Consider the following 24,620-nt stretch of genomic DNA (forward strand, 5'->3'; position numbering starts at 1 on the left):
CCACCTCAGGCGAACTCGCAGGTCACGCTGGCGCCGCCGTCGAGCGTCGCATGGACACGCTTGAGGCTTTCCCCGGTGGCCATCGCATCGAGCAAGCGGTCGGCCACCAGCGGCAGCACGTGCAGGTCCAGCAAGTGATCGATCAGGCGTGCGCCGCTGTCGCTTTGGGTGCACCGCTCCGCCAGGTGATCGACGAGGTCTTGCGAGTAAGTGAAATCCAGCTGACGACGGTTCAGGCGCTCGCCCAAACGACCGAGTTTGATTTCGATCAGCTCGCGCAACACCGGACCGCCGACCGGGTAGTACGGCACGACGCGCATACGCGCCAGCAGCGCCGGTTTGAAGTGTTTGCTGAGCACCGGGCGAATGGTTTCTTCGAGCACTTCGGCGGTGGGTCGTGCGCCGTTTTCGCAGAGCTCGCTGATGCGGTCGCTGCCCAGGTTCGAAGTCATCAGGATCAGCGTGTTGCGGAAGTCGATCTCGCGCCCTTCGCCGTCGTTGGCCACGCCCTTGTCGAAGATTTGGTAGAACAGGTTCAGTACGTCCGGGTCGGCCTTTTCGACCTCATCGAGCAGCACAACGGAGTACGGCTTCTGACGCACGGCTTCGGTGAGCATGCCGCCCTCGCCGTAACCGACATAGCCCGGTGGCGCACCGATCAGGCGCGAGACGGTGTGTTTCTCCTGGAACTCGGACATGTTGATGGTGGTGATGAAACGATCACCGCCGTACAGCAAGTCGGCAAGGGCCAGCGCGGTTTCGGTCTTGCCGACGCCGCTCGGGCCGACCAGCAGGAACACGCCGACCGGTGCATCGGGTTTGTTCATGCCGGCAGCGGTGGCGCGCATCGAGCGGTCCAGTGCGTGAACAGCTTGTTCCTGACCACGGATGCGGGTGCGCAGGTCGGTGGCGAAGCTCGCGACCTTGGCGTTGTGCTCACGGGCCAGTTGCGCCAGCGGTACGCCGGTCCAGGCGCTGATCACTTCGGCGACCAGGCGCGGGCACACTTCGAAGCTCACCAGACGTTCTTTGACCTGCAGCTCAGTCAAGGCTTTGTGAGTTTCGTTGAGCGCGGTTTCCAGAGTTTCGACGCTTTGCGCTGCGTCCACCGGCAGTGTTTCGATGACGGTGCCTTCGGCATCTTCTTCAACCGTGACAGCAGGCTCGACGGCTGCGGTTTCGCGGGCCTTGGCCAGTTGCTGGCGCAGATCCAGCAAACGCTCGGCCAGTTCTTTCTGTTCGGTCCACAGCGTTTCGAGGGCGACCATTTCGTCTTCGGCCTCGGCCAGGCGATCTTCCAGAGCGCCCAACGCTTCGTGATCGATCAGCAGACCGGCTTCGGCATCACGACGCAGCGCCTGACGTTGACGCCCCCCTTCAGCCAGTTCGCCGCGCAGGCGCTCAAGGCTTTCCGGCGCAGCGGCGAGGCTGATGCGTACGCGGGCGCACGCGGTGTCGAGCACGTCGACAGCCTTGTCCGGCAGCTGCCGACCGGCGAGGTAACGGGCGGACAATTCGGCCGCCGCCACCACCGCGTCATCGCGCAGGTAAATGCCGTGGCTCTTCTCGTAAACCTGAGCCAGGCCACGGAGGATGGTCACCGCTTCGCTGACGGTCGGTTCGTGCAGTTGCACCGGTTGGAAACGACGGGCCAGGGCCGGGTCTTTTTCGAAGTACTTCTTGTACTCCGCCCACGTGGTGGCAGCGATGGTGCGCAACTCGCCACGGGCCAAGGCTGGCTTGAGCAGGTTGGCCGCGTCGGAACCGCCGGCATTGCCGCCCGCGCCGATCAGCGTGTGGGCTTCGTCGATGAACAGGATGATCGGTTTCGGCGACGCTTTGACTTCATCGATGACGCCTTTGAGGCGACGTTCGAATTCGCCTTTGACGCTGGCGCCGGCCTGCAACAGGCCCATGTCCAGCGACAGCAACTCCACGCCTTTCAACACTTGCGGCACTTCACCAGCGGCGATGCGCGAAGCCAGGCCTTCGACGATCGCGGTTTTACCGACGCCGGCTTCACCGACCACAATCGGGTTGTTCTTGCGGCGACGGGCGAGGATGTCGACCATCTGCCGAATCGCGCCATCGCGGCACAACACCGGGTCGAGTTTGCCGTCGCGGGCTTGCTGGGTCAGGTTGTGGGTGAAGCGCTGCAGCAGCGATTCGCCGGGTACAGCGGGTTTGCCCGTCGCCGGTTGTTCTTTCTGCGACAGGGCGAATTCTTTCAGGCGCTCGATGTTCAGTTTGGACAGCAACGACTGGTAGCGGCTGCCGGCGTAGCGCATCGGGTTGCGCAACAGCGCGAGGATCAACGCGGCTTGCTCGACCTGGCTTTGGCCCAGTTCAAGGTTGGCCACCAGCAACGCATCCTGCAGCCACTGCACCAGTTCCGGGGCGAACACCGGGTTGCGCGAGGCGCTGTGCTCGACCCGCGATTGCAGGGCGGCGCTCAGCTCACCGGCATCCACTTCGGCGTCTTGCAGCGCGCGTGCGAGCAAGCCTTGCGGGCGCTCCAGCAGGCCCAGCAGCAAGTCTTCGACGAGGATCTTGCTGCCGCCACGGGCGACGCAACGCTCGGCAGAACTTTCCAGATCACGACGGGTTTCGGCGTCCAGCGCCTGGATAAGTTGTTGCAGGTCTACGTTGATCATTGGTCATCTGTCCTTAATGAATTTTGCTGCCCAGGGTCACCACGCCGTCCGCTTTTTCGCGGCCCAGCCAACTGGTCCATCCCAGGCGACAGGCGTTCTGCTCACCGATGCGCAGTTCGCGGATTTCTTCCTGGCGCAACACCAGGCGAATGTCGTAATCGAGCGGGTCACGCAGGGTGAACCGCACCAGCGCGCACAGCGGCTGGTAGCCGAAACCGATCGGCAGGAATTCGTGAAAGCGCTGCCAGTCGAGCTCGCGGATGTGGATACGGAATTTGCCGCTGCGGTCGCGTACGTGTTCGCCCAGCACCAGGTCTTCGCCGAGCAGGCTGTTGGCGCGGCCCAGCCGATTGCGCTGCTCGTCGAGAATTTCCACACGACGCTCGATGCACTGCTCGATGGTCAGTTCGGCGTGCTTGAAGTAGTAACGCAGCACCGCTTCGATCAGCGCCGCCGAGTGCGCCCGCAAACTGAGCAGACCGAGGTACGGCAGCAGGCGTTTCCAGTTGAGTTCCTGGGCCTTGCGGATCTCTTCGCCGCCGAGGCCGATCAAGGCAAACAGCTGCGCCGAAAATGGATCGAGCGCGCCGCTCTGGAAGCTGGCGCGGTAGCGGTACTTGCGCCAGATCGGCAGCATCAGCCGTTGCAGGCGATGGTGAAACAGGTCGAGGAAGTGGCGGGTCGGGTTGCCGTCTTCGCTGTCGCCTAACGCCTGCTCGCCGTAGAACGCCGGCAGCGGCGAACCGGAGCCGACCAGGCCGATCAGGTTGAAGCGCAGGCGCGCGCGCATCTGCCCCTGCTCGTGGAAAAACTCCACACGATCGACGTCGCTGCCGGGGAAACCCAGGCTCGGGTTGGCCTGGAATTCCAGCTGGTCGTACAGGTCGTCTTCGCTCAGGTGCGGGTGGGCCTCGCGCAGCCGGTCAACCACCAGCAGCACGGCCTGAAACAGCGAGTACTCGCGTATTCCTCGGGTCAGTCCGCTTAAAGAAGCGGCTGAAGGCCCATACGTGGTGTCCATTGGTACACCTCTCCTTGTGTACTTTTTACCCGCAGCTCGTGGTACGAATTGAGACTGGCGTAAAGCGCGAAAAACTCGTTGAGAACCGAAGCGAACACGAACAGGTCGCCCTCGCCGATATACCCTTCCGGATCGATGGTCAGCTCGGTGCGCAACCCGCGAACCGGCAACCCTCGGTGCAGTCGATCGACATGCTGGTGCTTGATCGACTTGAGCCCGCCGAGCAGGCGTTTGCTGACTTTCTCCGCGTGCTGGTCGTAATAGCGCGGCAGGTCGTAGGTTTCGAGAATCACCTTCAACGCATTGACGTCGGCCAGCGACAGATAGTTAAGCGACATGTTGCTGATCAGCTTCCAGAGGAAGTCGCGGTTCAGCGGCGGCGCGAAGCTCGACGTGGCCGGGGTGATGTTGCGGAAGCTCAGGAACTCCGGCGTGTCCTCGCATGCCATGCTGATGTCACCGAGCTTGAGCTTTTTGGGCAGATTCTGGTTGGTGCACATCAGCTCGATCGACAGGGTTTCGTGGGCTTCGGTGTGACGGATGCCGAAGCTCAGGTAAGTGTCGAGGCCGTCGTGCAACGAGGACGAACGCTGGCGAATGCTGTAATGCGGGCGGCTGTTGGGCACGTCGAAACTCGGGTCGTGCTCGAAGGACTCGAACGGCACGTACTCCTGATAACCGAGGCCGCCGGGTTTCCAGCCGGTCACGGTTTCCACCGAGAACACGCCGCAGTTTTGCAAATCGAATTCGGCCGGCAGCAGCAGGTATTCGTCCTGCTTGCCGTCGAGGCGGATCGGCAGTGCGTCGTGCTTGAACAGGTTGACGATGGGCGTGCAGTAGAGCTTCACGTTGTCCAGGGTCGGACGCATCCGCATGATGCCGCTCTTGCGAATGTCAAAGCGCAATTCGAGGCCACGCATTTGCTTGAGCGTGTCTTCCGGCAAGGCTTTGAGCAGGTCCAGACCGTTGATATCAACGAAGAGAAATTTGTCCTGGAAGGCGAAGTATTCCTGCAAGTAGCGATAGCCGCGGAAGGTGTTCAGCGGATACGGGATCAACGCTTCTTCTTCGGCAAACCCCACCGGCTGCACGCGGTCGCCGGGCATTTTGAACGCCATTGGCGTGCCGTTGACGCCGTTGATGGGCTTGCCGGCGCCGTCGAGCGGGATCAGTTCGATGCCTTCCAGGTTACGCAGCAGGCTCAGGTAAAGCATCTGGCTGATGTAGCGCTCGCCGGCGAAGTGCAGACGCAGACGACTCAGCTCCAGCTCGCCCAAGTGACCATCTGCGCTCATCTCCAGGCGCAGGCTCAACAGCGAACCGTCGCCCTTCACCGAGTAATTCAGCGCGGCCAGATCCAGCGGCAAGACCTCGGTCGGGTAGCAGGTGCGGAAGCGGCAACGCACGTCATCGATCGGCACGCTCTCGACTGGCGTGTCGCGCTCGACCATCAACGCAGGCCCGGAACGCTTCAACGGATCGAACTGCAAAATGCTGAACGCCGGCAGCGGCCGCATGTAGTTGGGCCACAGCAGGTGCATCAGGGAGTGGCTGAGCTCCGGCAGTTCATCGTCGAGCTTCTGGCGCAGGCGACCGGTCAGGAATGCAAAACCTTCCAGCAACCGCTCCACGTCCGGATCCCGCCCGGCCTGACCCAGGAAAGGCGCCAACGCCGGGCTACGCTCGGCGAATCGACGACCTAACTGGCGAAGTGCGGTGAGTTCGCTTTGGTAGTAGTGGTTAAAGGACACGGGGTACCTGCCTGGTAGTGGAACTCATTAAAAAACTGTCCTTTGGATTACGCTCGATATCCGACTTGACCGCTGCATGGCACCTGCAGGTTGGCTTGGGCCAGCGCAATGGCTCATGCGGGGGGTCAGTTTTCAATGTGTACATAAGGGGTGTTGCTGATAAACATATTCAGCCAATGCGATTCCCACTGGGGCATGGCGATGTCGAACGTTTTTTTGTCTCTATTGAAATAGATCCAGGCAATGCCGACAGTTTCGTCATCTTCGGTCACCCTCATATCCAGTGATTGAGTGTCGTACAGAGGTGTACGGTAAACCTCTTGTGGGTTTTGCCTATCAATCACTCTCAAATAAGCCATTCCACCAAGCGTGAGGATCCTCCCAACCCTAACGTTCTCCAAAATATACCGGCCAGAAGGACTGACTACTGTCGAACTGGCTGGATAGTTTTTCATCGTACTGACAACAGAAAACAGCAGCACAGAAAGAGCTACGAGCAACACAACTGCTCGGCGAATACCTTTTCGATGCTTACCAACAAATAAACTGCTGAACCCAGGCATCATTCCCCACTCTCGCTTAACCAAAACAATGGGGACAGCCCCCTTTTTTGCGTTGAGTTAAAAACCCGCACCAGATCAATAATTGCCTCTAAGCCGGAGGCAAATTAGCGTAGTAACTACCGATCAATTCGATTACCGGAATCGACATCAGACATACGAATGTCAAGAACCTGTGAATCCAGTTATTGCGAATTTTTGATGAGATTCCACTGACAGCCAAGAGCAAACAAAGCAATGCCAAACAACCGAAAAAAAGACTGTCTGCAACAACCCCAAGGTAAACGTCAAAATCCATCTCACCCATCCTTTATTGTGAAATCCATCCGACTTACGCCGGCTTCCCGCACATACCGTTAAACTCGAAAAAATTCCAACGAAACAAGTCGAAGTTTTTCAGGTAATCATTTTTAAATGAATTGGCCGACAGATTGTGATAATCCCAACCCACTACAACCTTCTCAAAGTAACCAGACTCAATCGGCATTCCCGCATAACCCTCATTTTGAGGGTCTGCCATGTTTTTTCCCATGACATTTCGGACAGCGGTCCATGGCTGAGTACTCCATCCACCGGTATTTCCCTGCCTGATATCAACTCTAGTGGCGGCCACCTTGAAAGCCATCTGAATGTGGTGCGCCCGGGTTTTCATGGGAATATCGCGAATGAGCGCGAGAATATCGCCAGGTTTCAATACGCCGACTTCTGCAACGGCCACGGTATTCTCGTCAACTCGCTGCATGTCTGGCGCACCATATGTCAACATCACCATTTCCGAAAAACCGTACATGGTCGAACTGTATTTATCATGTTGCTCCGGGTTATAGACTTCCATGTTCTTGTATGTCCTGACACCCGTCTTCAACACAACTGGAAGCCCTCGCTTGCTCGCAAACTCACAGAGCACTCTGAGCGCAAAGTCCTCACAAGTGAATTTGTTATTACTTACCGCACCCTCTCTGTTCCAGTACTGTTCTACCATCAAGCGCTCGATAATGTTCGGAGCCTGCTCGTGGTACTCGGCAATATCTGAATCAGACCAAAATGCAGTTGTCTTCCAAAAAACTTTTAGAACAACTGTCGCGCCCGTTTTTTCCGCTTTCGGGGTCAGATTGACACCGGTAAACTCGATGCCTTTGCTCATAGCCTGCGGTGTAATGACTACGCTCAACTCATCACCCCTTTAATGGCTGCGAAGAAATCGAACTTTTCACCCTCTTTGCCACCGACTAGTTGAGTTCGGCCCATCGCATCAGTGCTACCTGAGATCATTTCACCTTTCGCGTTTCTAATTTGATAGGGAATATCCTGAAGAGGGTTTCCGTCCTGATCTTTCATCACGACATGTTGAGTATGAGAAAACAGCATCAACGGAACCGGCGGAACAAACGGCACCGCCGAATGCGAATTCCCGATAATCACCGTCCCGGACCCAGCCGTAACCTTGTTGCCATGAGTGCCAACAGAACCCACGGTGGCCGCCGGTTTCCCATTAATCAAAACCGTTGTCGCAAGATCGCCAACCATCGCACCACCACACGCCGAGGCATCGCCTTGGCGGGCGGCCGCGAGGCCGTCGAAGAAGACGTCGCCGGAACCGGCGGCGATCGGGTTGGTGCCGTGGCCGGGGAGCGGGCAAGCGGTGGGGTCGGATACGCGGGCTGCGGGTTTGCCGGACATACGAATCTCCTTAGTTGACCTTGACTTGACCGCTGCCATCCAGGCGCGCGGCGAAACTGACCTGACGCTTGAAACCATCAACTTCCAGCAGGCCTTCGATGCTGAAGGACAGGCGAAGCTGATCGTGATCACGCGGCAGGGAGATGACACGCACATTGCTCAGGCGTGGCTCGTAGGCTTCGATGAAATTTTCGATGGCCAGACGGGCCTGACTCAGGGAGTCGTGCAGGCTCAGACGCATGTCATTGAGATCGGGTAGCCCGTAATCGGACAGCGTTTGCACGCTGCCCGCACGGGTGCTGAGCATCTTGGCCAGATGGGCAGCCACGGACGCCATGGCGGAGACCTCGCGGCTCCAGCCGACGCGTTTGTCCGCGTCGCCACCCAGGCGTTCGAAAAGGCTGCCGTATCCAGTCATGAGTTAGGCTCCGCTTACTCTTTGTCCAGCTTGCCAACCAGCGACAGGGTGAAATCGGCACCCATGTACTTGAAGTGCGGGCGCACGTTCAGGCTGACGCGGTACCAGCCAGGCTCGCCTTCGACATCGCTGACGATGATCTGGGCAGCGCGCAGCGGACGACGGCCACGGACTTCGGCGCTTGGGTTTTCCTGGTCGGCCACGTACTGGCGGATCCACTTGTTCAGTTCCAGCTCGAGGTCGGTACGTTCTTTCCACGAACCGAGTTGCTCGCGCTGCAGCACTTTCAAGTAGTGAGCCAGGCGGTTGACGATCATCATGTACGGCAGTTGGGTGCCGAGCTTGTAGTTCAGCTCTGCGGCCTTGCCTTCTGCGCTGATGCCGAAGAACTTCGGCTTCTGCACCGAGCTCGCGGAGAAGAACGCCGCGTTGTCGGAGCCTTTGCGCATGGTCAGGGAAATGAAGCCTTCCTCGGCCAGTTCGTATTCACGACGGTCGGAAACCAGAACCTCGGTAGGAATCTTGGTTTCGATTTCGCCCATGCTTTCGAAGTGGTGCAACGGCAGGTCTTCAACCGCACCACCGCTCTGCGGGCCGATGATGTTCGGGCACCAGCGGAATTTGGCGAAGCTGTCGGTCAGCTTGGTGCCGAACGCGTAGGCGGTGTTGCCCCACAGGTAGTGCTCGTGGCTGTTGGCGACGGTTTCTTTGTACACGAACGATTTGACCGGGTTTTCTTCCGGGTCGTACGGGTTACGCAGCAGGAAACGCGGCACGGTCAGGCCAACGTAACGGGAGTCTTCCGATTGGCGGAAGCTCTGCCATTTGGCGAATTGCGGGCCTTCGAAGTGATCTTTCAGATCCTTCAGGTCCGGCAGGCCGGTGAAGCTTTCCAGGCCGAAGAATTTCGGGCCGGCCGCGGCAATGAACGGCGCGTGGGACATACAGGCAACGCTGGACACGTACTGCATCAGCTTCACGTCTGGCGAGCTTGGGGACATGAAGTAGTTAGCGATGATCGCGCCCACAGGCTGGCCACCGAACTGGCCGTATTCAGCGGTGTAGATGTGCTTGTACAGGCCGGCCTGCATCACTTCCGGCGAATCTTCGAAATCGTCCAGCAGGTCTTCTTTGGAGACGTTGAGGATTTCGATCTTGATGTTTTCGCGGAAGTTGGTGCGGTCGACCAGCAACTGCAGACCACGCCACGACGATTCCAGGGACTGGAAGTCCGGGTGGTGGAGGATCTCGTCCATCTGACGGCTGAGCTTGGCATCGATCTCGGCGATCATGCGGTCAACCATGGCTTTCTTGACCGGCTCACCGTTGTTCTGCGGCTTGAGCAGCTCTTCGATGAAGGCCGACACACCGCGCTTGGCAATGTCGTAGGCTTCGTCGTCCGGCGTCAGGCGGGTTTCGGCGATGATGCTGTCGAGAATGCTGTATTCGCCGTTCTCGTTACTCTTTTGCTGCGCTGCACTCGTGCTCATGTTGGCTTCCTTGGCTGATGGAGACTCAGGCGTCCTGGGCTGCGGCGTTCAGGCCCAGCTCACCCAGTACGCGACCGCGGGATTCGTCGTCGGCGAGTACGCCTTCGATGGCTTTGCGGAACGCAGGCGCGTTACCCAGCGGGCCTTTGAGGGCCACCAGTGCGTCGCGCAGTTCCATCAGTTTTTTCAGCTCGGGCACTTGCTCGACCAGCGAGGCCGGGTTGAAGTCCTTCATCGAGTTGACGCGCAGTTTCACGGCCAGTTCTTCAGTGTCGCCTTCTTCCTGAAGACGATTTGGCACGCTCAGCGTCAGGCTCAGCTCTTGCTTGGCCAGCACTTCGTCGAAAGTCATTTTGTCGATGCTGATCGGCTTGCGATCTTCGACCTTGCGTTCGTCCTTGCGGTGGGTGTAGTCACCGATTGCCAGTAGTTTCAACGGCAGTTCAATCTCTTCCTGGGCACCACCGGTGGCAGGTTTGAAGGTGACGTTGATGCGTTCCTTGGGGGCTACCGAGCCTTCTTTGGCCATGGCTTTTCTCCTTGCGGTTGTGGCCCTGGGGCCTATTCGAGTACCACTTCGAGATCGAGGTGGCACAGCCTGCGATAAATCTCTTCCTTGCGTTCACGTACGGCATGGTTCTGCGGCAACAACTCGCAGCAGCTATGCAGTAAATGCAGCACTTCCAGCGCAAGATCGGGCTCCCAGGCGTGCAGGCCTGAGTCCTGTAATGTTTGGTCGAGGGTTTCGAGTTGGGTCTTGGCCAGTTCGTATTTCTTGGCCATTAAGCACAGCCGCGCGAGGGCGAACTGCCAGAAGAATCGGACGCGCCCGCCGTGGGCACTTTGCAGGCCCTGCTTGAGGATTTGCACGGCAGCCTTGAGGCCGTCCTTGCGCAGAATCGGCAGGACTTCTTCCAGGGCCAGTTCCCAGGCCGGCTGGGTGTCGGCGACTTCGACCTTGCGCGGCGCACTGGCGCTTTGCAGGTGCGGCATGACATTGGCGCTGACCCAGGCACGGGTGGCCGGATCGGCGAACGGAGCACCGTCATGGAAACGCAACTCGACGATGCCAGGCAGGCGCTGAACCAAAAGCGCGAAGTGGATTTCCACTTCGCGCATTGCCATGTCGGCGTTCAATGCCTGGAGACATTCCCAGACCATTCGCTGGCCATCGAACCAGAACGGTGCCTTCGCCAGGCTCGCCTCCAGTTCCACCAGCAGGTCGGCGTATTTGCCCTGATCGTAACGGTCCTGATAGGCCTTGAGCTTGTCGGCCGGCAAACCGCGCAGCACGGTGATCTGTTCAGCGTTGCGTTCAGGGACGGCGTCGATGGGCAACCACAGCAACGTGCGATTGAGGCGCAGGGCGCGCAGGTCGGTGGCTTTTTGCTTGAGCCACCAGGCACACAACGGACGGGCGCTTTCCTGCTGGGCGCGCAGGGCCTTGTGGGCTTCTTTTTCGTTGTCGATCGGCGCGCCGGGCGTTAACAGTTGTGTCGCGACTTGTTTGACCTGAGCCACCGCAGCACCGACCACGCCGGGCTCCGGCTGGTTGTCGGCGGCGCGTTGCACCATGTTTTTCAGGCGGCGGGAGATCGGCAGCAGCAACGGCGCGTCATCGCCCAGATGCTCGGTGCACGCGGCGTCGAGGCCCTCAAGGTGTTCGACCAGCCGCCGGAACATCGGCAACTGCTCTTTGATCGCGATATTTTCGGTCAGCACCTGCTCAAGACGCGGCACCAGCCAACTGATCGCAGCGGAGCGCGTGCGGGCCTTGTTCGGGTGGACGTCGGCCCAGTGGCTTTCGCACAGGTAGTGCAGCAAACCGAGGCCGGCGAGCAGGCCTTGAAAGGATTCGCGCTGGTACAGCGCCCAGGTCAGCCAGGCGCCGACGCGCAAATCCTTGGATTGGGTACGCAGCAGGTTTTCGCTGTTTTCACGGATTTTCAGCCAGTCGATCTGACCGCTTTCGTGCATGGACGAGGCTTTGGCCAGCTCACTTTCCAGTGCTTCATATTCGCTCGAGAAGCGAACATCCTCGCCCGCGAAATTCTCTTTGGAAACAGAGACTTTTGCGAGTTCAAGGTAATGAGCAGAAAGTTTGCTTGAGTAGGACATCCATGGCCTTTAGTTTGGATTACGGTCATACGCCCATTGGAATTCCAACGGCGAGGGACGGTAACGAAGAGCTGCGAAGAGTCTCATCCAATTGAGATCGTGCTCTTACAAAGTGGGCGCATCGTACTCACGATGATGGCCACTAGCAAGCACCCGAGTAAACAATAAGACAAAGTGTGTTTATCACTCCTAGGAGATTTCCCTATATATAGCAAGGGAATCCCTGAGATCGGCTCAACTGTTTATTGTTCGGCCAGCAGGCCGAAAACCGTTGAGATAGAGCCATCCAGCCTCTCATCCTGAATAAATCCCGTATTCATTGCCTATGCACTCCCTGAGGCGGACGTGAAGCATGCCAAAAATATAAAAGGAAGAATGTAGGAGCCTTCTGAAATGTTACTGATCGCAATGAATAAATCGATGAGTGACAACAGTCGACAAGAAAAGTGCCATCATAATGATGGCATTTTATAATTAACACAAAGTTCCAGAATGGAACTTTCAGTATCACGGAAATTTCATACTTCGCTTCAGGATCCCTCCTACATCAATACTTTGGAGGCCTTGTTAGCGTGCCCGGCATTTTGACGACTTCCTAAAGCCGGACATGGTTCGGTCGTCGCGTTTTTCTCTCTTGGCTTAAGGACGAGCCACTCGAAAGCAAAAGGATAAGCGCATGTTCGCACCCGCCAATGCCGCGCAATTCACCCTTACGATCCCGACGGTTCGCAACGATTTTAAAGTGCTGGCATTTGAAGGCACTGAAACCATCAGCGCCTTGTACTCGATTCACATCGAACTGGTCAGTGAGTACCTGGATTTCGATCTGGAGAGCTTGCTAAGCCAACCCGCATTTCTCCAGTTCGGCCTCAACGGCGAAGGCATTCATGGCCATATCGACGGGGTTTTCGTAGGCGATGTCGGCAAACGCCTGACGCGCTATCGCATGAACCTGGTACCAGCGCTACACGACCTGCAGTTCAGTCATGATCATCGGATTTTCCAGGGCCAGACGGCGCCGCAAATCATCGCTCGGGTACTCAAGGGGCACGGCATTCAGGCCGATGCGTTTTCCTTTCACGTCAGAACGAGTCCCGAGCGCGAGTACTGCACCCAATACGGGGAAAGTGATTTTGAGTTCGTACGGCGACTGTGCGCCGAGGATGGCATTGCATGGCATCACCGGCATTCCCGGGAAGGTCATGTGCTGGTGTTCAGCGATGACCAGACCGCCTTTCCAAAATTGGGTGAAACGCTTTATCTGCAAGACGCTGGCATGGTGGCGGAGCATCCGGTCATCAGCCAGTTTTCCATGCGTTACAGCACCCGTCCCAGCAAAGTCACTCGCCGAAACTACGACCCGAAACGCCCAAGCGCGCTGCTGGAAAGTCGCTTCATCGCCGAGTTCAGCCCCGAGCTTGAGGACTATCGTTACCCACTGTTTTTCGAGAATGAAAAACTCGGCAAACAGCTCGCTCGGCAAGCGCTGGAGCGGCACCGCACCGACTATCAATTAGCGGAGGGCAAAAGCGATCAGCCGTGCCTGCGCAGCGGTCACTTTTTCAGCCTGACGGATCACCCACGTGAAACGTACAACGATCTCTGGCTGCTGCTCAGCGTCATTCATTCTGGAAAACAACCTCAGGTGCTTGAAGAGTCAATCACCGACGCTGAGGACGGTTTTACCCAGGGCTACCGCAATAGTTTCAGCGCGATTCCCTGGGACGTGTTTTATCGGCCTCCACTGCCGGCACCACGTCCAGCGCTGGTCTGCCAGACCGCGCGCGTCACCGGGCCCGTCGGCGAAGAGATTTACTGCGATGAATATGGCCGCGTCAAAGTCGAATTCCACTGGGACCGCGCGGAGCACAACACCGAGAAAAGCAGCTGTTGGTTGCGGGTGGCGTCCAGTTGGGCGGGGGAAAACTTTGGCGCGGTGACCATACCGCGTGTGGGTATGGAAGTGCTCGTCACGTACCTCGAAGGCAATCCTGACAACCCGCTGATCACCGGTTGCCTGATCAACAAGGTCACGCCGGCGCCCTACCCCTTGCCCGAAAACAAAACCCGAACGGTACTGCGCAGCCACAGCTCGCCGCAAACCGGTGGCTACAACGAACTGTCGATTGAAGACCGCGCCGGGCAGGAGTTGATCTACCTGCGTGCTCAGCGGGATATGGAACAGAAGGTCGGGAACGACAGCCGACTGGACGTGGGGAATGAACGCCAGGAAACCATCAAGGGAAACAGCATCGCGTTGCTCGGCGCTGAAGAACATCGCACGGTCACGGCGGATCGCAAGGTTCAACTCAAGGCCAGCGACTATCTGCAAATTGCCGGGAGTAGCCACAACCGGATTGGCGAAGCGTTGTTGGTTGAGGCTGGTGAGCACGTTCATATCAAGGCTGGCGCCAATCTGGTGCTGGACGCGGGCGCCAGTATTACGTTGAAGGCCGGTGGTCACCACGTCGTGATCGATGCGGGTGGGGTGTTCAGCAGTAGCGAGGTTGAGGTCGGTGGTTCACCGGTGGCGGGGATAGCGGCGCATGCGTTGTTGCCGGGGACGGTGGCGGGGTTGTTGGCGGCCGTTGTGCCTGCGCCGTTGGAAGAGGATGAGCTGGAGGAAGAAGAGGAGGAAGTTGAAGAGGAAGGGATTACGTTGCGAATCGGGGTGTTCTTCGATGGCACGGGCAACAACAAAGCCAACAGCGAAACTGTGGCAGCGTGTTATGCACCGGATGCCAAACTGGAGGAGGCAGCAGAGGAGGTACAGAAGTATTGCGCTGCTTATGGGTATGACGGCAACGGGAGCTCGCCGGACAATAGTTATGGGAATGATGTGAGCAATATTGTGCGGCTTTACAAACTTTATGAGGACCGAGTGGACGAAACGCTGTCACCAGAAGCAACGAAGACATCGATCGCCATTTATGTTGAGGGCATCGGGACCACGAGTGGTGGTGAAGACTCACGTTACTCCCAAGCAACGGGGTTGGGTGAAACTGGGGTGGTTTCCCGGGTCGAGCAGAGTCCGGTGCTTATCGGCGAGCAGATACGGCAGCTAAGAGCACGCAACCCGGAATTGGTAATAGAACGGATTGAGTTCGATATTTTCGGATTCAGCAGAGGCGCCGCAGCGGCGAGGCATTTCGCGAACGAAGTGCTTAAGGGTAATCAAGGCGTTCTTGCCAAAAGTTTTCCTAGCGGCTTTGAAGGCTTGGCTAAAAATTTTACATGGCGGCCAAAAATAGATGCGGCTATCAACTTTATCGGTCTGTTCGATACCGTTGCCTCGATCGCCAACCCGTGGGTGCTAGACCTCACTGGCGCCAACAGCAGAAACCCCTTCCTCAATCTCAGACTCCCGGACGACTGTGCCAATAAGATTGTGCACCTGGTCGCGCGAGACGAAGTCCGTGAAAACTTCGCCCTCAACAGCCTCGGTGATACAGACCTGGTTTTGCCCGGTGTGCACTCAGACCTTGGCGGTGGTTATTTGCCAATAGCCAATGAAAAACTCCTGCTGGGTAAGCCCTTAACAAGCACCGTGAGCGAGAGCATGGATGCAACCCGCAGTGCCGCTTACGTTTCTGCCGAAAAAGAGGTATCCGCTTGGTATGAAAAAGGCGTAATCGACTTCGAAGGTCCGCGTAACAAAATCAAAGTGGCGTCTTGGGAAAGGCGGCTGCCTCACTCAAAAAGGCCAGACGGATCCAAGACCATTCCACAGAAAGAGGTTTTTGCAGCTGCCTCTATCGAACGCCCGGTTCGTGGCGAACTGTCGTTGGTGTATTTGCGGATCATGCGTGAGTTGGCAGCTAGACACGATGTTCCTTTTGACCTCATCGATGCCAATGACCCGAAACTAGCCCTACCTTTAGATTTGGTATCCATCCACAAAAAGCTACAAGCCTATGCCCTAGGCGACACACAGATCGAAGGATTGACGATTGAAGAAAGAGCACTGTTACGCAGTCGCTACATCCACCTTTCCGCTAACTGGAACGCAGCCAAAGATTTCAATAGCAGCGACATAAACGTTGTTTTTATCAACCGACCAGCTAAAGACAACAAGCGTGTGGTGCATCCCAATGAATAAGTCCGTCTGCCTGTTCGCCAAATGCACAGGCTTACTGTTTGGGGTTCTTTTTACTGGTGGCTCGCAGAGCTTCGCCCAACCCGGTAAGGAGCTACCTTGGTTCTTGGGTTTTTCAGCGCCGGCTTATATGGACGTCTGGATTGAAACCGCAGACGTAGTGGATATCCAAGAGCGGGTATTCCGAGGTGCGGGAGGTGGTATAGCCTCTGTTCCAAAGCCCCCAAATAATCAGGGTATTGCCAAAGGATGGGTCAGCAGTAACGGTGCTGGTAAGGGTAGGTATGTCACTGGTGCAGATCTGCCCCGTCTGATCTATGTGCGCTGGCAATCGCTGGCGGAACCGCAAACCTATGAGGCCTACATAGTTATTCCCGAATCCGCACGGGAAATTATGCGCAAACCTGAAAAGGCGTTTTGCAGCTTCGGGGCCGAATGGATTACCGAATCCCGTGACAACATCGGCATTGGTTTGGCTCCGGGCGGCATAGCCAAAGTCTGGCTTGGCGGTGCCTGCCTGGACGCTATCGAGATAATTCGGACAGTCGGGACAATAAACCCTAAGGGCCCTTATGAAGGCAAATCCGGTGGTAAGCATCGGCCCTTGTCTGAAATATCCAGGACTTACATCGAACAGTTCGGGATTCCTTATGGCTCTTGGTAACCACTACTCCGCGGCCTCGCCGATCATCAAGCCGGCCAAGCCAATCAAGAAATACACCGGCCTGTTGGTTGGATTGCTGCTGGCATTCAGCTCGCAAAGCTTCGCGCAATCGGAGAAAAAATCACCTTGGTTCCTAGGATTTTCAGCGCCCGCTTACAAGGAGGTTTGGATTGAAACTGCAGACGTGGTGGATATAAAGGAGCGAGTATTCCGAGGCGCGGGAGGCGGTATCGCCTCTGTGCCAAAACCTCCGAATAATCGGGGTATTGCCAGAGGATGGGTCAGCAGTAACGGGGGTGGAAAAGGTCGCCATTTCACCGGCGCCGATCTACCACGGTTGATCTACGTACGCTGGCAATCGCTGGTGGAACCACAAACCTACGAGGCGTACATCGTCATTCCCGAATCAGCGCGGGAGATCATGCGTAAACCTGAAAAAGCTTTTTGCAGAGCGGACGGTAAGTGGATCACAGACTACCGCGAAGATATTGGCATTGGTCCAGCGCCGGGCGGTATTGCCAAGGTCTGGTTAGGCGGTCCTTGTCTGATGGCGGTCGAGATTGTTCGGGTAGTGGGCACCGTCAATAAACAAGGTCCCTCTCAGGGAAAAAATGAAGGCCGTTATGCTCTGCCTTTGTCACCCGAGTCCAAAACCTACATCGAAAAATTCTGCATTCCATTTGGAAGCTGGTAAGGAGAGTCATTACATGGATTTCAGAACATTTTTTTTCGCAGCACTTATGTGGCAGCCCTTTGCTTACGCGGCAGCAGATTCCAAGTCGCTGGAAGGACATTATTTTTTGTACGGCGCAATGGAAATGGGGGCGGAATTGCTGCTGCAAAAGGACGGTACTTTTTCCGGAGGGATCGCTTATGGAAGCGCTGACGGTATTGCAAAAGGGAGTTGGCATGTCGAGGACAATACCGTAACGCTAAAGACTGACACCGCCTCTCGGCCTCCCGAAAATAATTTGGGCGTATTGTTTGACGACCTCCAATTGGCCATTGAGCCCAACTGCCTCGCGGTCGATTTTGGCAATGGCAAAGCATGCTTTCGCCGTCATTAATCCGCTCGGCCTGTGAAGATTTTGTTGACGCGCTGGCGCTGCTGTTCTGCGGATTAAACACCGCTCGACAGCGCTTGTTTAAAACGCCTCAAGGTTACGTCCTGCAAGCTACAACACCTTGCGTCGTTGCCTACGGCTACGCCAGAATCCGCCGGCTTGTGCGCCTTGGGGCTGGTCGGTAACTTGGTTCGTGTCACTGCTCATCAGTGATCGGGTTTAGTCGCCCGCTGGTAATTGAAGATGCATGAGCATCCGTCAGACAGGTATTCGTGCCTGAGTTTGATGGCGGCTGTGCGTAGGGCACCCTTGGGTGCGCCGGCTTCTTCAATTCCCCGGTCCGACTAACCTGAGCACAGCTGCCACCCCTTCGTTTAGTCGGCGAAGTGGTGTCGGCATCACTCAAGGAATTGAAGATCATGTTCAAGGTCACACCCAACCCGCCAGACGCCGACCCAATCTCCCCCTACGAAAGCCCCGACTCAAACAAACTCAACGAAGCCGCCGAGCGCGCCCTCGACCATCACTTCCCCCCAGCCGAACCCAAGCCACCAAAGCGCAACGGCCAACTCTTCGCTGTCTGCCCCGGCATTAACACGGAAGCCCTCCTCGCCAACGCCTCGGAAGATCTGCTGTCCATCAGCGCTATCGCCGCCGACCTCGCCGACAATGTGGACGGCTCACGCCGCTCCGTAGCCCTGGCGCTCAGCCGCATGGCCGACGGCGTACATTTGTTGGTGGAGCGAGCGCTGGATCATCTGGACGAACCGGAAATGGCAGCAATTTTCGCCCAGCAACAAAACCGCATCAGCTAAACCGCACCCACAAAAAAATGGGCACCCAACCCAGTTGGCGTGCCCATTTCTTATTCCGCTCCCGCGCTACGCGGGAAGTCGGTCGGTGTTACGGATTGACGCTGTCTTTCAACGATTTGCCTGGCTTGAATGCAACGGTGTTGCTGGCCTTGATTTTCACGGGCTCACCGGTTTGCGGGTTTTTGCCGGTGCGGGCTCCGCGGTGGCGTTGCAGGAAGGTGCCGAAGCCTACCAGCGTCACGCTGTCCTTGCGGTGCAGAGCGCCGGTGATTTCTTCGAGAACGGCGTTAAGTACGCGGTTGGCCTGCTCTTTGGTGAGATCTGCTTTTTCAGCAATTGCTGCGGCGAGTTCTGGTTTACGCATTAGTGAAGCCCCTTTGACGGTTTTTTGTTGTTATGTCCGTGCTGTTCTCGTTGGAACAGCGCCCAAAGCGCCGCAGGTGCTCTACTCTGCGGCAGACGGGAGTGAGAATGGCACGCACGGAAGAGCCGCGCCAGTCTCGGCGCGACGTTTGTAGGGGCAAAAGCGGGGTGATTCCGACAGAACGACCGGTATTTACGCCAGCAGCGGTGGAAGTTCTTTGTTCAGTGCGAGTTTTTCCATCACCGCCGTGCCTGTCAGGGCATAACCAAGCAGTTTCCCGGCTGCATCGCGGCATAAAACCTTGAGGTCGGCGCCCTGCCCTTCGACGGTCCACACACCCTCCAGACCTCGTGGCGGCGGTGAAACCACCAGCGGGCAGACCGGCGTTTTGACGGTGATTGGCATCGCGCCATAGCTCACCGCTGTCGGGTTTCCGACGAGGGTCTGGGCCAGCGCTCTCGCACAGCTCATGAGCCAGCTCATGAGGGGCATGACGTACAGCAGGTTCAGCCCATCGACTTCGGCGCAGTCGCCCAAGGCGTAGATATTGGCGTGAGAGGTTTTCAGGTGACGGTCGACCATCACGCCACGATTGACCTGCACACCGGCCGCGGCCGCCAGGTCGATGCGCGGACGCAGGCCAATGGCGGACACCACCACGTCGCAAGGGATGACCTGACCGTCTGACAGATGCGCTTCCAATCCCTCTTCAACACGCTGCAAACGGTTGAGCACCGGCCCGAGGTGGAAACGTGCTCCCAGACTCTCCAGCCCGGCCTGGACCGCAGCGGCTGCCGCCGGGTGCAGCAGCGTCGGCATGACCTGTTCGCACGGTGCAACCAGTTGCACCTCGTAACCGCCGAGGATCAGGTCGTTGGCGAATTCACAGCCGATCAGACCGGCACCGAGCAACAACACCCGACGCTTGCCGGCCGCTGCCGCACGAAAGCGTGCGTAGTCTTCGAGGTCGTTGATCGGGAACACGGCGTCCGCCGCATCGCCTTCGATGGGCACGCGCACGGTTTCGGCGCCCCAGGCCAGGATCAGGTCGCGGTAGATCACCGACTCTTCACCGATCCACAGGCGCTTGTGCCCCGGGTCGATGCCGCTGATGCGCGTGTGAGTGCGCACTTCGGCCTTCAACTGTTCGGCCATGGCGCCCGGTTCGGCCATGCTCAGGCCGTCGGCGTCTTTGTTTTTGCCGAAGCCCGTGGAGAGCATCGGCTTGGAGTAGGAGCGTCCGTCATCGGCGGTAATCAGCAGCAGCGGGGTTTCGCTATCGAGTTTGCGAAACTCCCGGGCCAGGTTGTAGCCAGCCAGCCCGGTGCCGACGATCACGACAGGTGCGTTCATTCCTTACTCCTCTCAAATGCCTTAGTTGATTTCGATCATTTCGAAATCCATCTTGCCAACGCCGCAGTCCGGGCACAGCCAGTCTTCCGGCACGTCTTGCCACAGGGTGCCCGGCGCAATGCCGTCATCCGGCCAGCCGTCGGCTTCGTTATAGATCAGGCCGCAGACCACACATTGCCACTTTTTCATTCAGGTACTTCCTCAGGATTCAGGCTTATTGCCGGCGCGAACGGTCGATGATTGCAGCGTTGCCGTTCGGCTCAGGGCGTTTTGTACTGATCGGGCCCGGCAGATGCAAGCCTGTTCGGCGCAATGGCGCGCCGGTTCAATCAAAATCGCCGAGTGACATGGTAAGCTCGCCGCCTCATTTGCTGCCAATAATGACTCACTGTGCCGCACTCAAAACCTCCGTTCTGGCTTCCCCAAAGCCAACTCGCGCCCCTGCCCGACGCTTCTACCCTCGACTGGCTGTTCGACGAAGGCTCGCTGACCCGACGGCTGATCCGCCTGTCGAATGACGGTTTCAGCGTCACGCCATTGTTCGAAGGCTGGCAACCGCTGCGCGCCGACGAATGTGCCGCGCTGGATCTGGCCGAAGGCAGCGAAGGCTGGGTGCGCGAGGTGTATTTGCGCGGGCACGGCGAAGCCTGGGTGTTTGCCCGCAGTGTGGCGGCACGTAGCGCGTTGCAGGGCGACGGTTTGCACATGGACGAACTGGGCAGCCGCTCGCTGGGCGAATTGCTGTTCTGTGATCAGGCATTTCAGCGTCGCGCCATCGAGGTTTGTCACTATCCTCAGGAATGGCTGCCGATCGAGTGCCGGGCACCCGAACTGTGGGGCCGGCGTTCACGCTTCGACCGTGGCGCCTTGAGCGTGCTGGTGGCGGAGATTTTCCTGCCGACCTTGTGGCTCGCCGCCCGCGCCCATCCGGAGACCTGCTGATGTACCAGAGCCTGCTCAAGTCCCTGAACCGCTTGAACCCTCGGGCCTGGGATTTCATTCAGTTGACGCGCATGGACAAGCCGATCGGCATTTACCTGCTGCTGTGGCCGACGCTGTGGGCGCTGTGGATTGCCGGCAAAGGTTCGCCGTCGCTGGCCAATATCGTCATTTTCGTCCTTGGCGTGGTGCTGACCCGCGCCGGTGGCTGCGTGATCAACGATTGGGCGGATCGAAAGGTCGATGGCCATGTGAAGCGTACCGAACAGCGCCCGCTGCCGAGCGGCAAGATCAGCTCCAAAGAAGCGCTGGTGTTCTTTGCATTGCTGATGGGCGTGAGTTTCCTGCTGGTGTTGTGCACCAACGCGGCGACGGTCTGGTTGTCGTTCGGTGGCCTGGCGCTGGCCTTCACTTATCCGTTCATGAAGCGCTACACCTATTACCCGCAAGTGGTGCTGGGCGCGGCGTTTTCCTGGGGGATGCCGATGGCGTTCACGGCCGAAACCGGTGAACTGCCGGCCGCCGCGTGGTTGCTGTGGATCGCTAATCTGCTGTGGACGGTGGGCTACGACACGTATTACGCCATGACGGATCGCGACGACGACTTGAAGATCGGGGTGAAATCCACGGCGATTCTGTTTGGCGACGCGGATCGGGTAATCATCCTGGCACTGCAAGGGTTGGCGTTGGGTTGCTTGTTGCTGGCCGGTTCGAAATTCGAGCTCGGCGGCTGGTTCCACTTGGGGCTGCTGACGGCGGCGGGCTGTTTTGCGTGGGAATTCTGGTACACCCGCGGCAAGGACCGGATGCGTTGCTTCCAGGCGTTTTTGCACAACCACTGGGCCGGGTTGGCGATTTTTGTCGGGATTGTGCTGGATTACTCGACCCGCTGATAAAGCACAAAGCCCTGTGGCGAGGGAGCTTGCTCCCGCTCGAGTGCGCAGCACTCGCAGATTTTGGGTCCGCTTCGCGGCCCAGCGGGAGCAAGCTCCCTCGCCACAGAAATCGTCAACAGGTGCTACATCTTCGGTCCGGAATTGGTGATGACGTGCCAGACGTCCTTCATCTTGTCACCTTCCTTTTGCCCCGGTTTCGTGTCTTTCATGAAGTAGTACAGCGGCTTGCCCTTGTAGGCCCACTGCATCGTGCCATCGTCACGCTTGACGATCGTCCAGTCCCCTTCGGCCTTGGCACCCGCTTCCGCTTTGAACGGCGGCCAGTTTTCCGCGCACTGGCCGGTGCACACCGACTTGCCGCCTGTATCCTTGTCGAAGGTGTACAGGGTCATGCCCTTGTGGTCCGCCATCACACCGTCTTTCATCATCACAGGTTCAGCCGCGAAGGCCATTGATGGCAACGCCAGGGCTGCGGTCAGCATAAGAGCCTTGAAGGAATGCGAGTATTGCTTCATGGAAACCTTCCTTTTGTGGTTGTCAGGATTCGGACTTAGAGCTTAGTTCAGGATCATGACAATCGCCGGGCGACTAAAATACTGTCACACGACTGCAATAATTCCGTTATCTAATGCGGCGCAAGACAGTTAAATGACAAGAGGATTAATGGCATGGTTGGCAGGAGCATTCTGATCGTCGACGACGAAGCGCCCATTCGCGAAATGATCGCCGTTGCGTTGGAAATGGCCGGCTATGACTGCCTGGAGGCCGAGAACTCGCAGCAGGCCCACGCCATCATCGTCGACCGCAAACCGGACCTGATCCTGCTCGACTGGATGCTGCCCGGCACCTCCGGCATCGAATTGGCCCGCCGTTTGAAGCGCGATGAGCTGACCGGGGACATCCCGATCATCATGCTCACCGCCAAGGGCGAAGAGGACAACAAGATCCAGGGCCTGGAAGTCGGCGCCGACGACTACATCACCAAACCCTTTTCCCCACGTGAGCTGGTCGCACGCCTGAAGGCTGTGCTGCGCCGTGCCGGGCCTACCGATGGCGAGGCACCGATCGAAGTCGGCGGCCTGCTGCTGGACCCGATCAGTCATCGCGTGACCATCGACGGCAAACCGGCCGAGATGGGCCCGACCGAATACCGCTTGCTGCAATTTTTCATGACCCACCAGGAACGCGCCTACACCCGTGGCCAGTTGCTGGATCAGGTCTGGGGCGGCAACGTGTATGTCGAGGAACGCACCGTCGACGTGCACATCCGTCGCCTGCGCAAAGCCCTCGGCGATGCCTACGAAAATCTGGTACAAACCGTGCGCGGCACCGGTTACCGCTTTTCTACCAAAGCCTGATCCGGACCTTTCCCGCCCGACAAGCTGACAAGGACGCGCGTTCAAGTGAACCAAAACTGGCATGGCACCCTGATTCGCCACATGCTGCTACTGGTCACCGCCTGCCTGGTGGTCGGCCTGATCACCGGCTACTACGGCTGGAGTCTCGCCGCGGGCCTGGGCCTTTACCTGGCCTGGACCCTCAAGCAATTGCTGCGTCTGCACGAGTGGCTGCGCCTGCACAAACCCGATGAAGCACCGCCCGATGGCTATGGCCTGTGGGGAGAGGTGTTCGACAGCATCTACCACCTGCAACGCCGCGACCAACGCGTGCGCGGGCGCCTGCAAGCGGTGATCGACCGGGTTCAGGAATCCACCGCCGCGCTGAAAGACGCGGTGATCATGCTCGACACCGACGGCAACCTCGAATGGTGGAACCGCGCGGCGGAAACCCTGCTCGGTCTCAAGACCCCGCAAGACAGCGGACAACCGGTGACCAACCTGGTGCGCCATCCGCGCTTCAAGGAATATTTCGAGCAGGACAGCTATGCCGAACCGCTGGAAATCCCGTCGCCGATCAACGATCGCCTGCGCATTCAGCTGTACATCACCCGCTACGGCAACAACGAACACTTGATGCTGGTGCGCGACGTGACGCGCATCCATCAGCTGGAGCAGATGCGCAAGGACTTCATCGCCAACGTCTCCCACGAATTGCGCACGCCGTTGACGGTAATCTGCGGCTACCTGGAAACCCTGCTCGACAATGTCGAGGACGTGAACCCGCGCTGGAGCCGTGCGTTGCAGCAAATGCAGCAACAGGGCGGGCGCATGCAGACGCTGCTCAACGATTTGCTGCTGCTGGCCAAACTGGAAGCCACCGATTACCCGTCGGACAACCAGCCCGTGGCCATCGACGGCTTGCTGCAATCGATCAAGGGCGACGCCCAGCAACTGTCCGGGCAAAAAAATCAGCACATCACCCTCGAAGCCGACCCGACGATTCAGCTCAAGGGCAGCGAAGCCGAACTGCGCAGCGCGTTTTCCAACCTGGTGTTCAATGCGGTGAAGTACACCCCGGCCGAAGGCAATATCCGTATTCGCTGGTGGGGAGACGAACAAGGCGCGCACCTGAGCGTTCAGGACTCCGGCATCGGCATCGACAGCAAACACCTGCCGCGCCTGACCGAACGTTTCTACCGTGTCGACTCCAGCCGCAATTCCAACACCGGTGGCACCGGGCTCGGGTTGGCGATCGTCAAACACGTGTTGCTGCGCCACCGCGCACGGATGGAAATCAGCAGCGTACCGGGCCACGGCAGTACGTTTACCTGCCATTTCGCGCCGGCCCAAGTCACCAAAACACGACTTATCAGCACGGCCGATTGATACCGACCGGC

At 58.1% G+C, this 24,620-nt stretch carries 23 protein-coding genes; 9 read left to right on the forward strand and 14 right to left on the reverse strand.

All coding sequences use genetic code 11. The annotated features are described in order from the left end of the window. Positions 1 to 5 precede the first annotated feature (5 nt). From tssH to tssA, 10 genes are all read right to left on the reverse strand, one after another. Positions 6 to 2,654: a type VI secretion system ATPase TssH gene (gene tssH / locus B723_RS04325; RefSeq protein ID WP_017341534.1), complete on the reverse strand. Its 2,649-nt coding sequence runs from the start codon at positions 2,652 to 2,654 to the stop codon at positions 6 to 8. A gap of 13 nt (positions 2,655 to 2,667) precedes the next feature. Continuing rightward, complete coding sequence (gene tssG, locus B723_RS04330; protein WP_031319179.1) at positions 2,668 to 3,675, reverse strand: type VI secretion system baseplate subunit TssG; 1,008 nt, start codon at positions 3,673 to 3,675, stop codon at positions 2,668 to 2,670. Beyond that, on the reverse strand, positions 3,639 to 5,426 hold the full coding sequence (gene tssF / locus B723_RS04335; protein WP_017341536.1) for a type VI secretion system baseplate subunit TssF: 1,788 nt from the start codon (positions 5,424 to 5,426) through the stop codon (positions 3,639 to 3,641). Before tssF ends, tssG begins: the two co-directional genes overlap by 37 nt. Positions 5,427 to 5,551: 125 nt before the next feature. After that, positions 5,552 to 5,992, reverse strand: a complete 441-nt coding sequence (locus B723_RS04340) for a hypothetical protein (protein WP_193393004.1) — start codon at positions 5,990 to 5,992, stop codon at positions 5,552 to 5,554. 325 nt (positions 5,993 to 6,317) lie between these two features. Next, positions 6,318 to 7,157: a hypothetical protein gene (locus B723_RS04350; RefSeq protein WP_238588307.1), complete on the reverse strand. Its 840-nt coding sequence runs from the start codon at positions 7,155 to 7,157 to the stop codon at positions 6,318 to 6,320. Beyond that, complete coding sequence (locus B723_RS04355; protein WP_017341540.1) at positions 7,154 to 7,666, reverse strand: PAAR domain-containing protein; 513 nt, start codon at positions 7,664 to 7,666, stop codon at positions 7,154 to 7,156. The genes B723_RS04350 and B723_RS04355 overlap by 4 nt, the downstream gene beginning before the upstream one ends. A gap of 10 nt (positions 7,667 to 7,676) precedes the next feature. Then, the gene (gene tssE, locus B723_RS04360; RefSeq protein WP_008150080.1) at positions 7,677 to 8,084 is read right to left on the reverse strand and encodes a type VI secretion system baseplate subunit TssE; all 408 of its coding nucleotides are present in this window, start codon (positions 8,082 to 8,084) and stop codon (positions 7,677 to 7,679) included. A gap of 14 nt (positions 8,085 to 8,098) precedes the next feature. Then, positions 8,099 to 9,574 carry a type VI secretion system contractile sheath large subunit gene (gene tssC / locus B723_RS04365; RefSeq protein ID WP_017341541.1) on the reverse strand — a complete coding sequence of 492 codons (1,476 nt, stop codon included), beginning with the start codon at positions 9,572 to 9,574 and terminating at the stop codon, positions 8,099 to 8,101. A 25-nt stretch (positions 9,575 to 9,599) separates the two neighbouring features. Further along, positions 9,600 to 10,103, reverse strand: a complete 504-nt coding sequence (gene tssB, locus B723_RS04370; protein WP_010465292.1) for a type VI secretion system contractile sheath small subunit — start codon at positions 10,101 to 10,103, stop codon at positions 9,600 to 9,602. Between the two features lie 32 nt (positions 10,104 to 10,135). Then, a complete protein-coding gene (gene tssA, locus B723_RS04375; RefSeq protein ID WP_017341542.1) occupies positions 10,136 to 11,692 on the reverse strand; it encodes a type VI secretion system protein TssA in 1,557 nt (518 codons plus the stop codon). Positions 11,693 to 12,368: 676 nt separating this feature from the next. Between tssA and tssI the strand changes: the two genes are divergently transcribed. The 5 genes from tssI (at position 12,369) to B723_RS04400 (ending at position 18,331) form a co-directional block, all read left to right on the forward strand. Continuing rightward, positions 12,369 to 15,791 carry a type VI secretion system tip protein TssI/VgrG gene (tssI, locus tag B723_RS04380; RefSeq protein WP_031319182.1) on the forward strand — a complete coding sequence of 1,141 codons (3,423 nt, stop codon included), beginning with the start codon at positions 12,369 to 12,371 and terminating at the stop codon, positions 15,789 to 15,791. Next, the gene (locus B723_RS04385) at positions 15,784 to 16,452 is read left to right on the forward strand and encodes a DUF2931 family protein (protein WP_017341543.1); all 669 of its coding nucleotides are present in this window, start codon (positions 15,784 to 15,786) and stop codon (positions 16,450 to 16,452) included. Before tssI ends, B723_RS04385 begins: the two co-directional genes overlap by 8 nt. Beyond that, positions 16,439 to 17,146 (forward strand): DUF2931 family protein, encoded by a 708-nt coding sequence (locus B723_RS04390; RefSeq protein ID WP_017341544.1) that lies wholly within the window; start codon positions 16,439 to 16,441, stop codon positions 17,144 to 17,146. Before B723_RS04385 ends, B723_RS04390 begins: the two co-directional genes overlap by 14 nt. 13 nt (positions 17,147 to 17,159) lie before the next feature. Next, entirely contained in the window at positions 17,160 to 17,519 is a 360-nt protein-coding gene (locus B723_RS04395; RefSeq protein ID WP_017341545.1) for a hypothetical protein, read from the forward strand. Between the two features lie 416 nt (positions 17,520 to 17,935). Continuing rightward, positions 17,936 to 18,331 carry a DUF6124 family protein gene (locus B723_RS04400; protein ID WP_017341546.1) on the forward strand — a complete coding sequence of 132 codons (396 nt, stop codon included), beginning with the start codon at positions 17,936 to 17,938 and terminating at the stop codon, positions 18,329 to 18,331. Between the two features lie 88 nt (positions 18,332 to 18,419). Here B723_RS04400 and B723_RS04405 read toward each other — a convergent pair whose 3' ends face one another. The 3 genes from B723_RS04405 to B723_RS04415 all read right to left on the reverse strand — a co-directional run bounded on the left by B723_RS04405 (position 18,420) and on the right by B723_RS04415 (position 20,237). Continuing rightward, the gene (locus tag B723_RS04405; protein ID WP_003213368.1) at positions 18,420 to 18,695 is read right to left on the reverse strand and encodes an HU family DNA-binding protein; all 276 of its coding nucleotides are present in this window, start codon (positions 18,693 to 18,695) and stop codon (positions 18,420 to 18,422) included. 192 nt (positions 18,696 to 18,887) lie between these two features. Continuing rightward, positions 18,888 to 20,048 carry an NAD(P)/FAD-dependent oxidoreductase gene (locus B723_RS04410; protein WP_052909677.1) on the reverse strand — a complete coding sequence of 387 codons (1,161 nt, stop codon included), beginning with the start codon at positions 20,046 to 20,048 and terminating at the stop codon, positions 18,888 to 18,890. A gap of 21 nt (positions 20,049 to 20,069) precedes the next feature. Next, positions 20,070 to 20,237 (reverse strand): rubredoxin, encoded by a 168-nt coding sequence (locus B723_RS04415; protein ID WP_007954349.1) that lies wholly within the window; start codon positions 20,235 to 20,237, stop codon positions 20,070 to 20,072. Between the two features lie 201 nt (positions 20,238 to 20,438). Here B723_RS04415 and B723_RS04420 point away from each other — a divergent pair, with 201 nt between their 5' ends. Both B723_RS04420 and ubiA read left to right on the forward strand, forming a co-directional pair. Continuing rightward, on the forward strand, positions 20,439 to 20,990 hold the full coding sequence (locus tag B723_RS04420; protein WP_017341548.1) for a chorismate--pyruvate lyase family protein: 552 nt from the start codon (positions 20,439 to 20,441) through the stop codon (positions 20,988 to 20,990). Then, positions 20,990 to 21,880: a 4-hydroxybenzoate octaprenyltransferase gene (gene ubiA, locus B723_RS04425; protein WP_017341549.1), complete on the forward strand. Its 891-nt coding sequence runs from the start codon at positions 20,990 to 20,992 to the stop codon at positions 21,878 to 21,880. Before B723_RS04420 ends, ubiA begins: the two co-directional genes overlap by 1 nt. Before the next feature lie 125 nt (positions 21,881 to 22,005). Here ubiA and B723_RS04430 read toward each other — a convergent pair whose 3' ends face one another. Beyond that, positions 22,006 to 22,398: a COG4315 family predicted lipoprotein gene (locus B723_RS04430; RefSeq protein ID WP_017341550.1), complete on the reverse strand. Its 393-nt coding sequence runs from the start codon at positions 22,396 to 22,398 to the stop codon at positions 22,006 to 22,008. A gap of 153 nt (positions 22,399 to 22,551) precedes the next feature. Between B723_RS04430 and phoB the strand changes: the two genes are divergently transcribed. Beyond that, on the forward strand, positions 22,552 to 23,241 hold the full coding sequence (gene phoB / locus B723_RS04435) for a phosphate regulon transcriptional regulator PhoB (RefSeq protein WP_007896474.1): 690 nt from the start codon (positions 22,552 to 22,554) through the stop codon (positions 23,239 to 23,241). An 81-nt stretch (positions 23,242 to 23,322) separates the two neighbouring features. Continuing rightward, positions 23,323 to 24,609 carry a phosphate regulon sensor histidine kinase PhoR gene (phoR, locus tag B723_RS04440; RefSeq protein ID WP_238588334.1) on the forward strand — a complete coding sequence of 429 codons (1,287 nt, stop codon included), beginning with the start codon at positions 23,323 to 23,325 and terminating at the stop codon, positions 24,607 to 24,609. Positions 24,610 to 24,620 lie beyond the last annotated feature (11 nt).

Source organism: Pseudomonas fluorescens NCIMB 11764 (assembly GCF_000293885.2).
In the GTDB taxonomy this organism is placed as follows: Bacteria; Pseudomonadota; Gammaproteobacteria; order Pseudomonadales; family Pseudomonadaceae; genus Aquipseudomonas; species Aquipseudomonas fluorescens_B.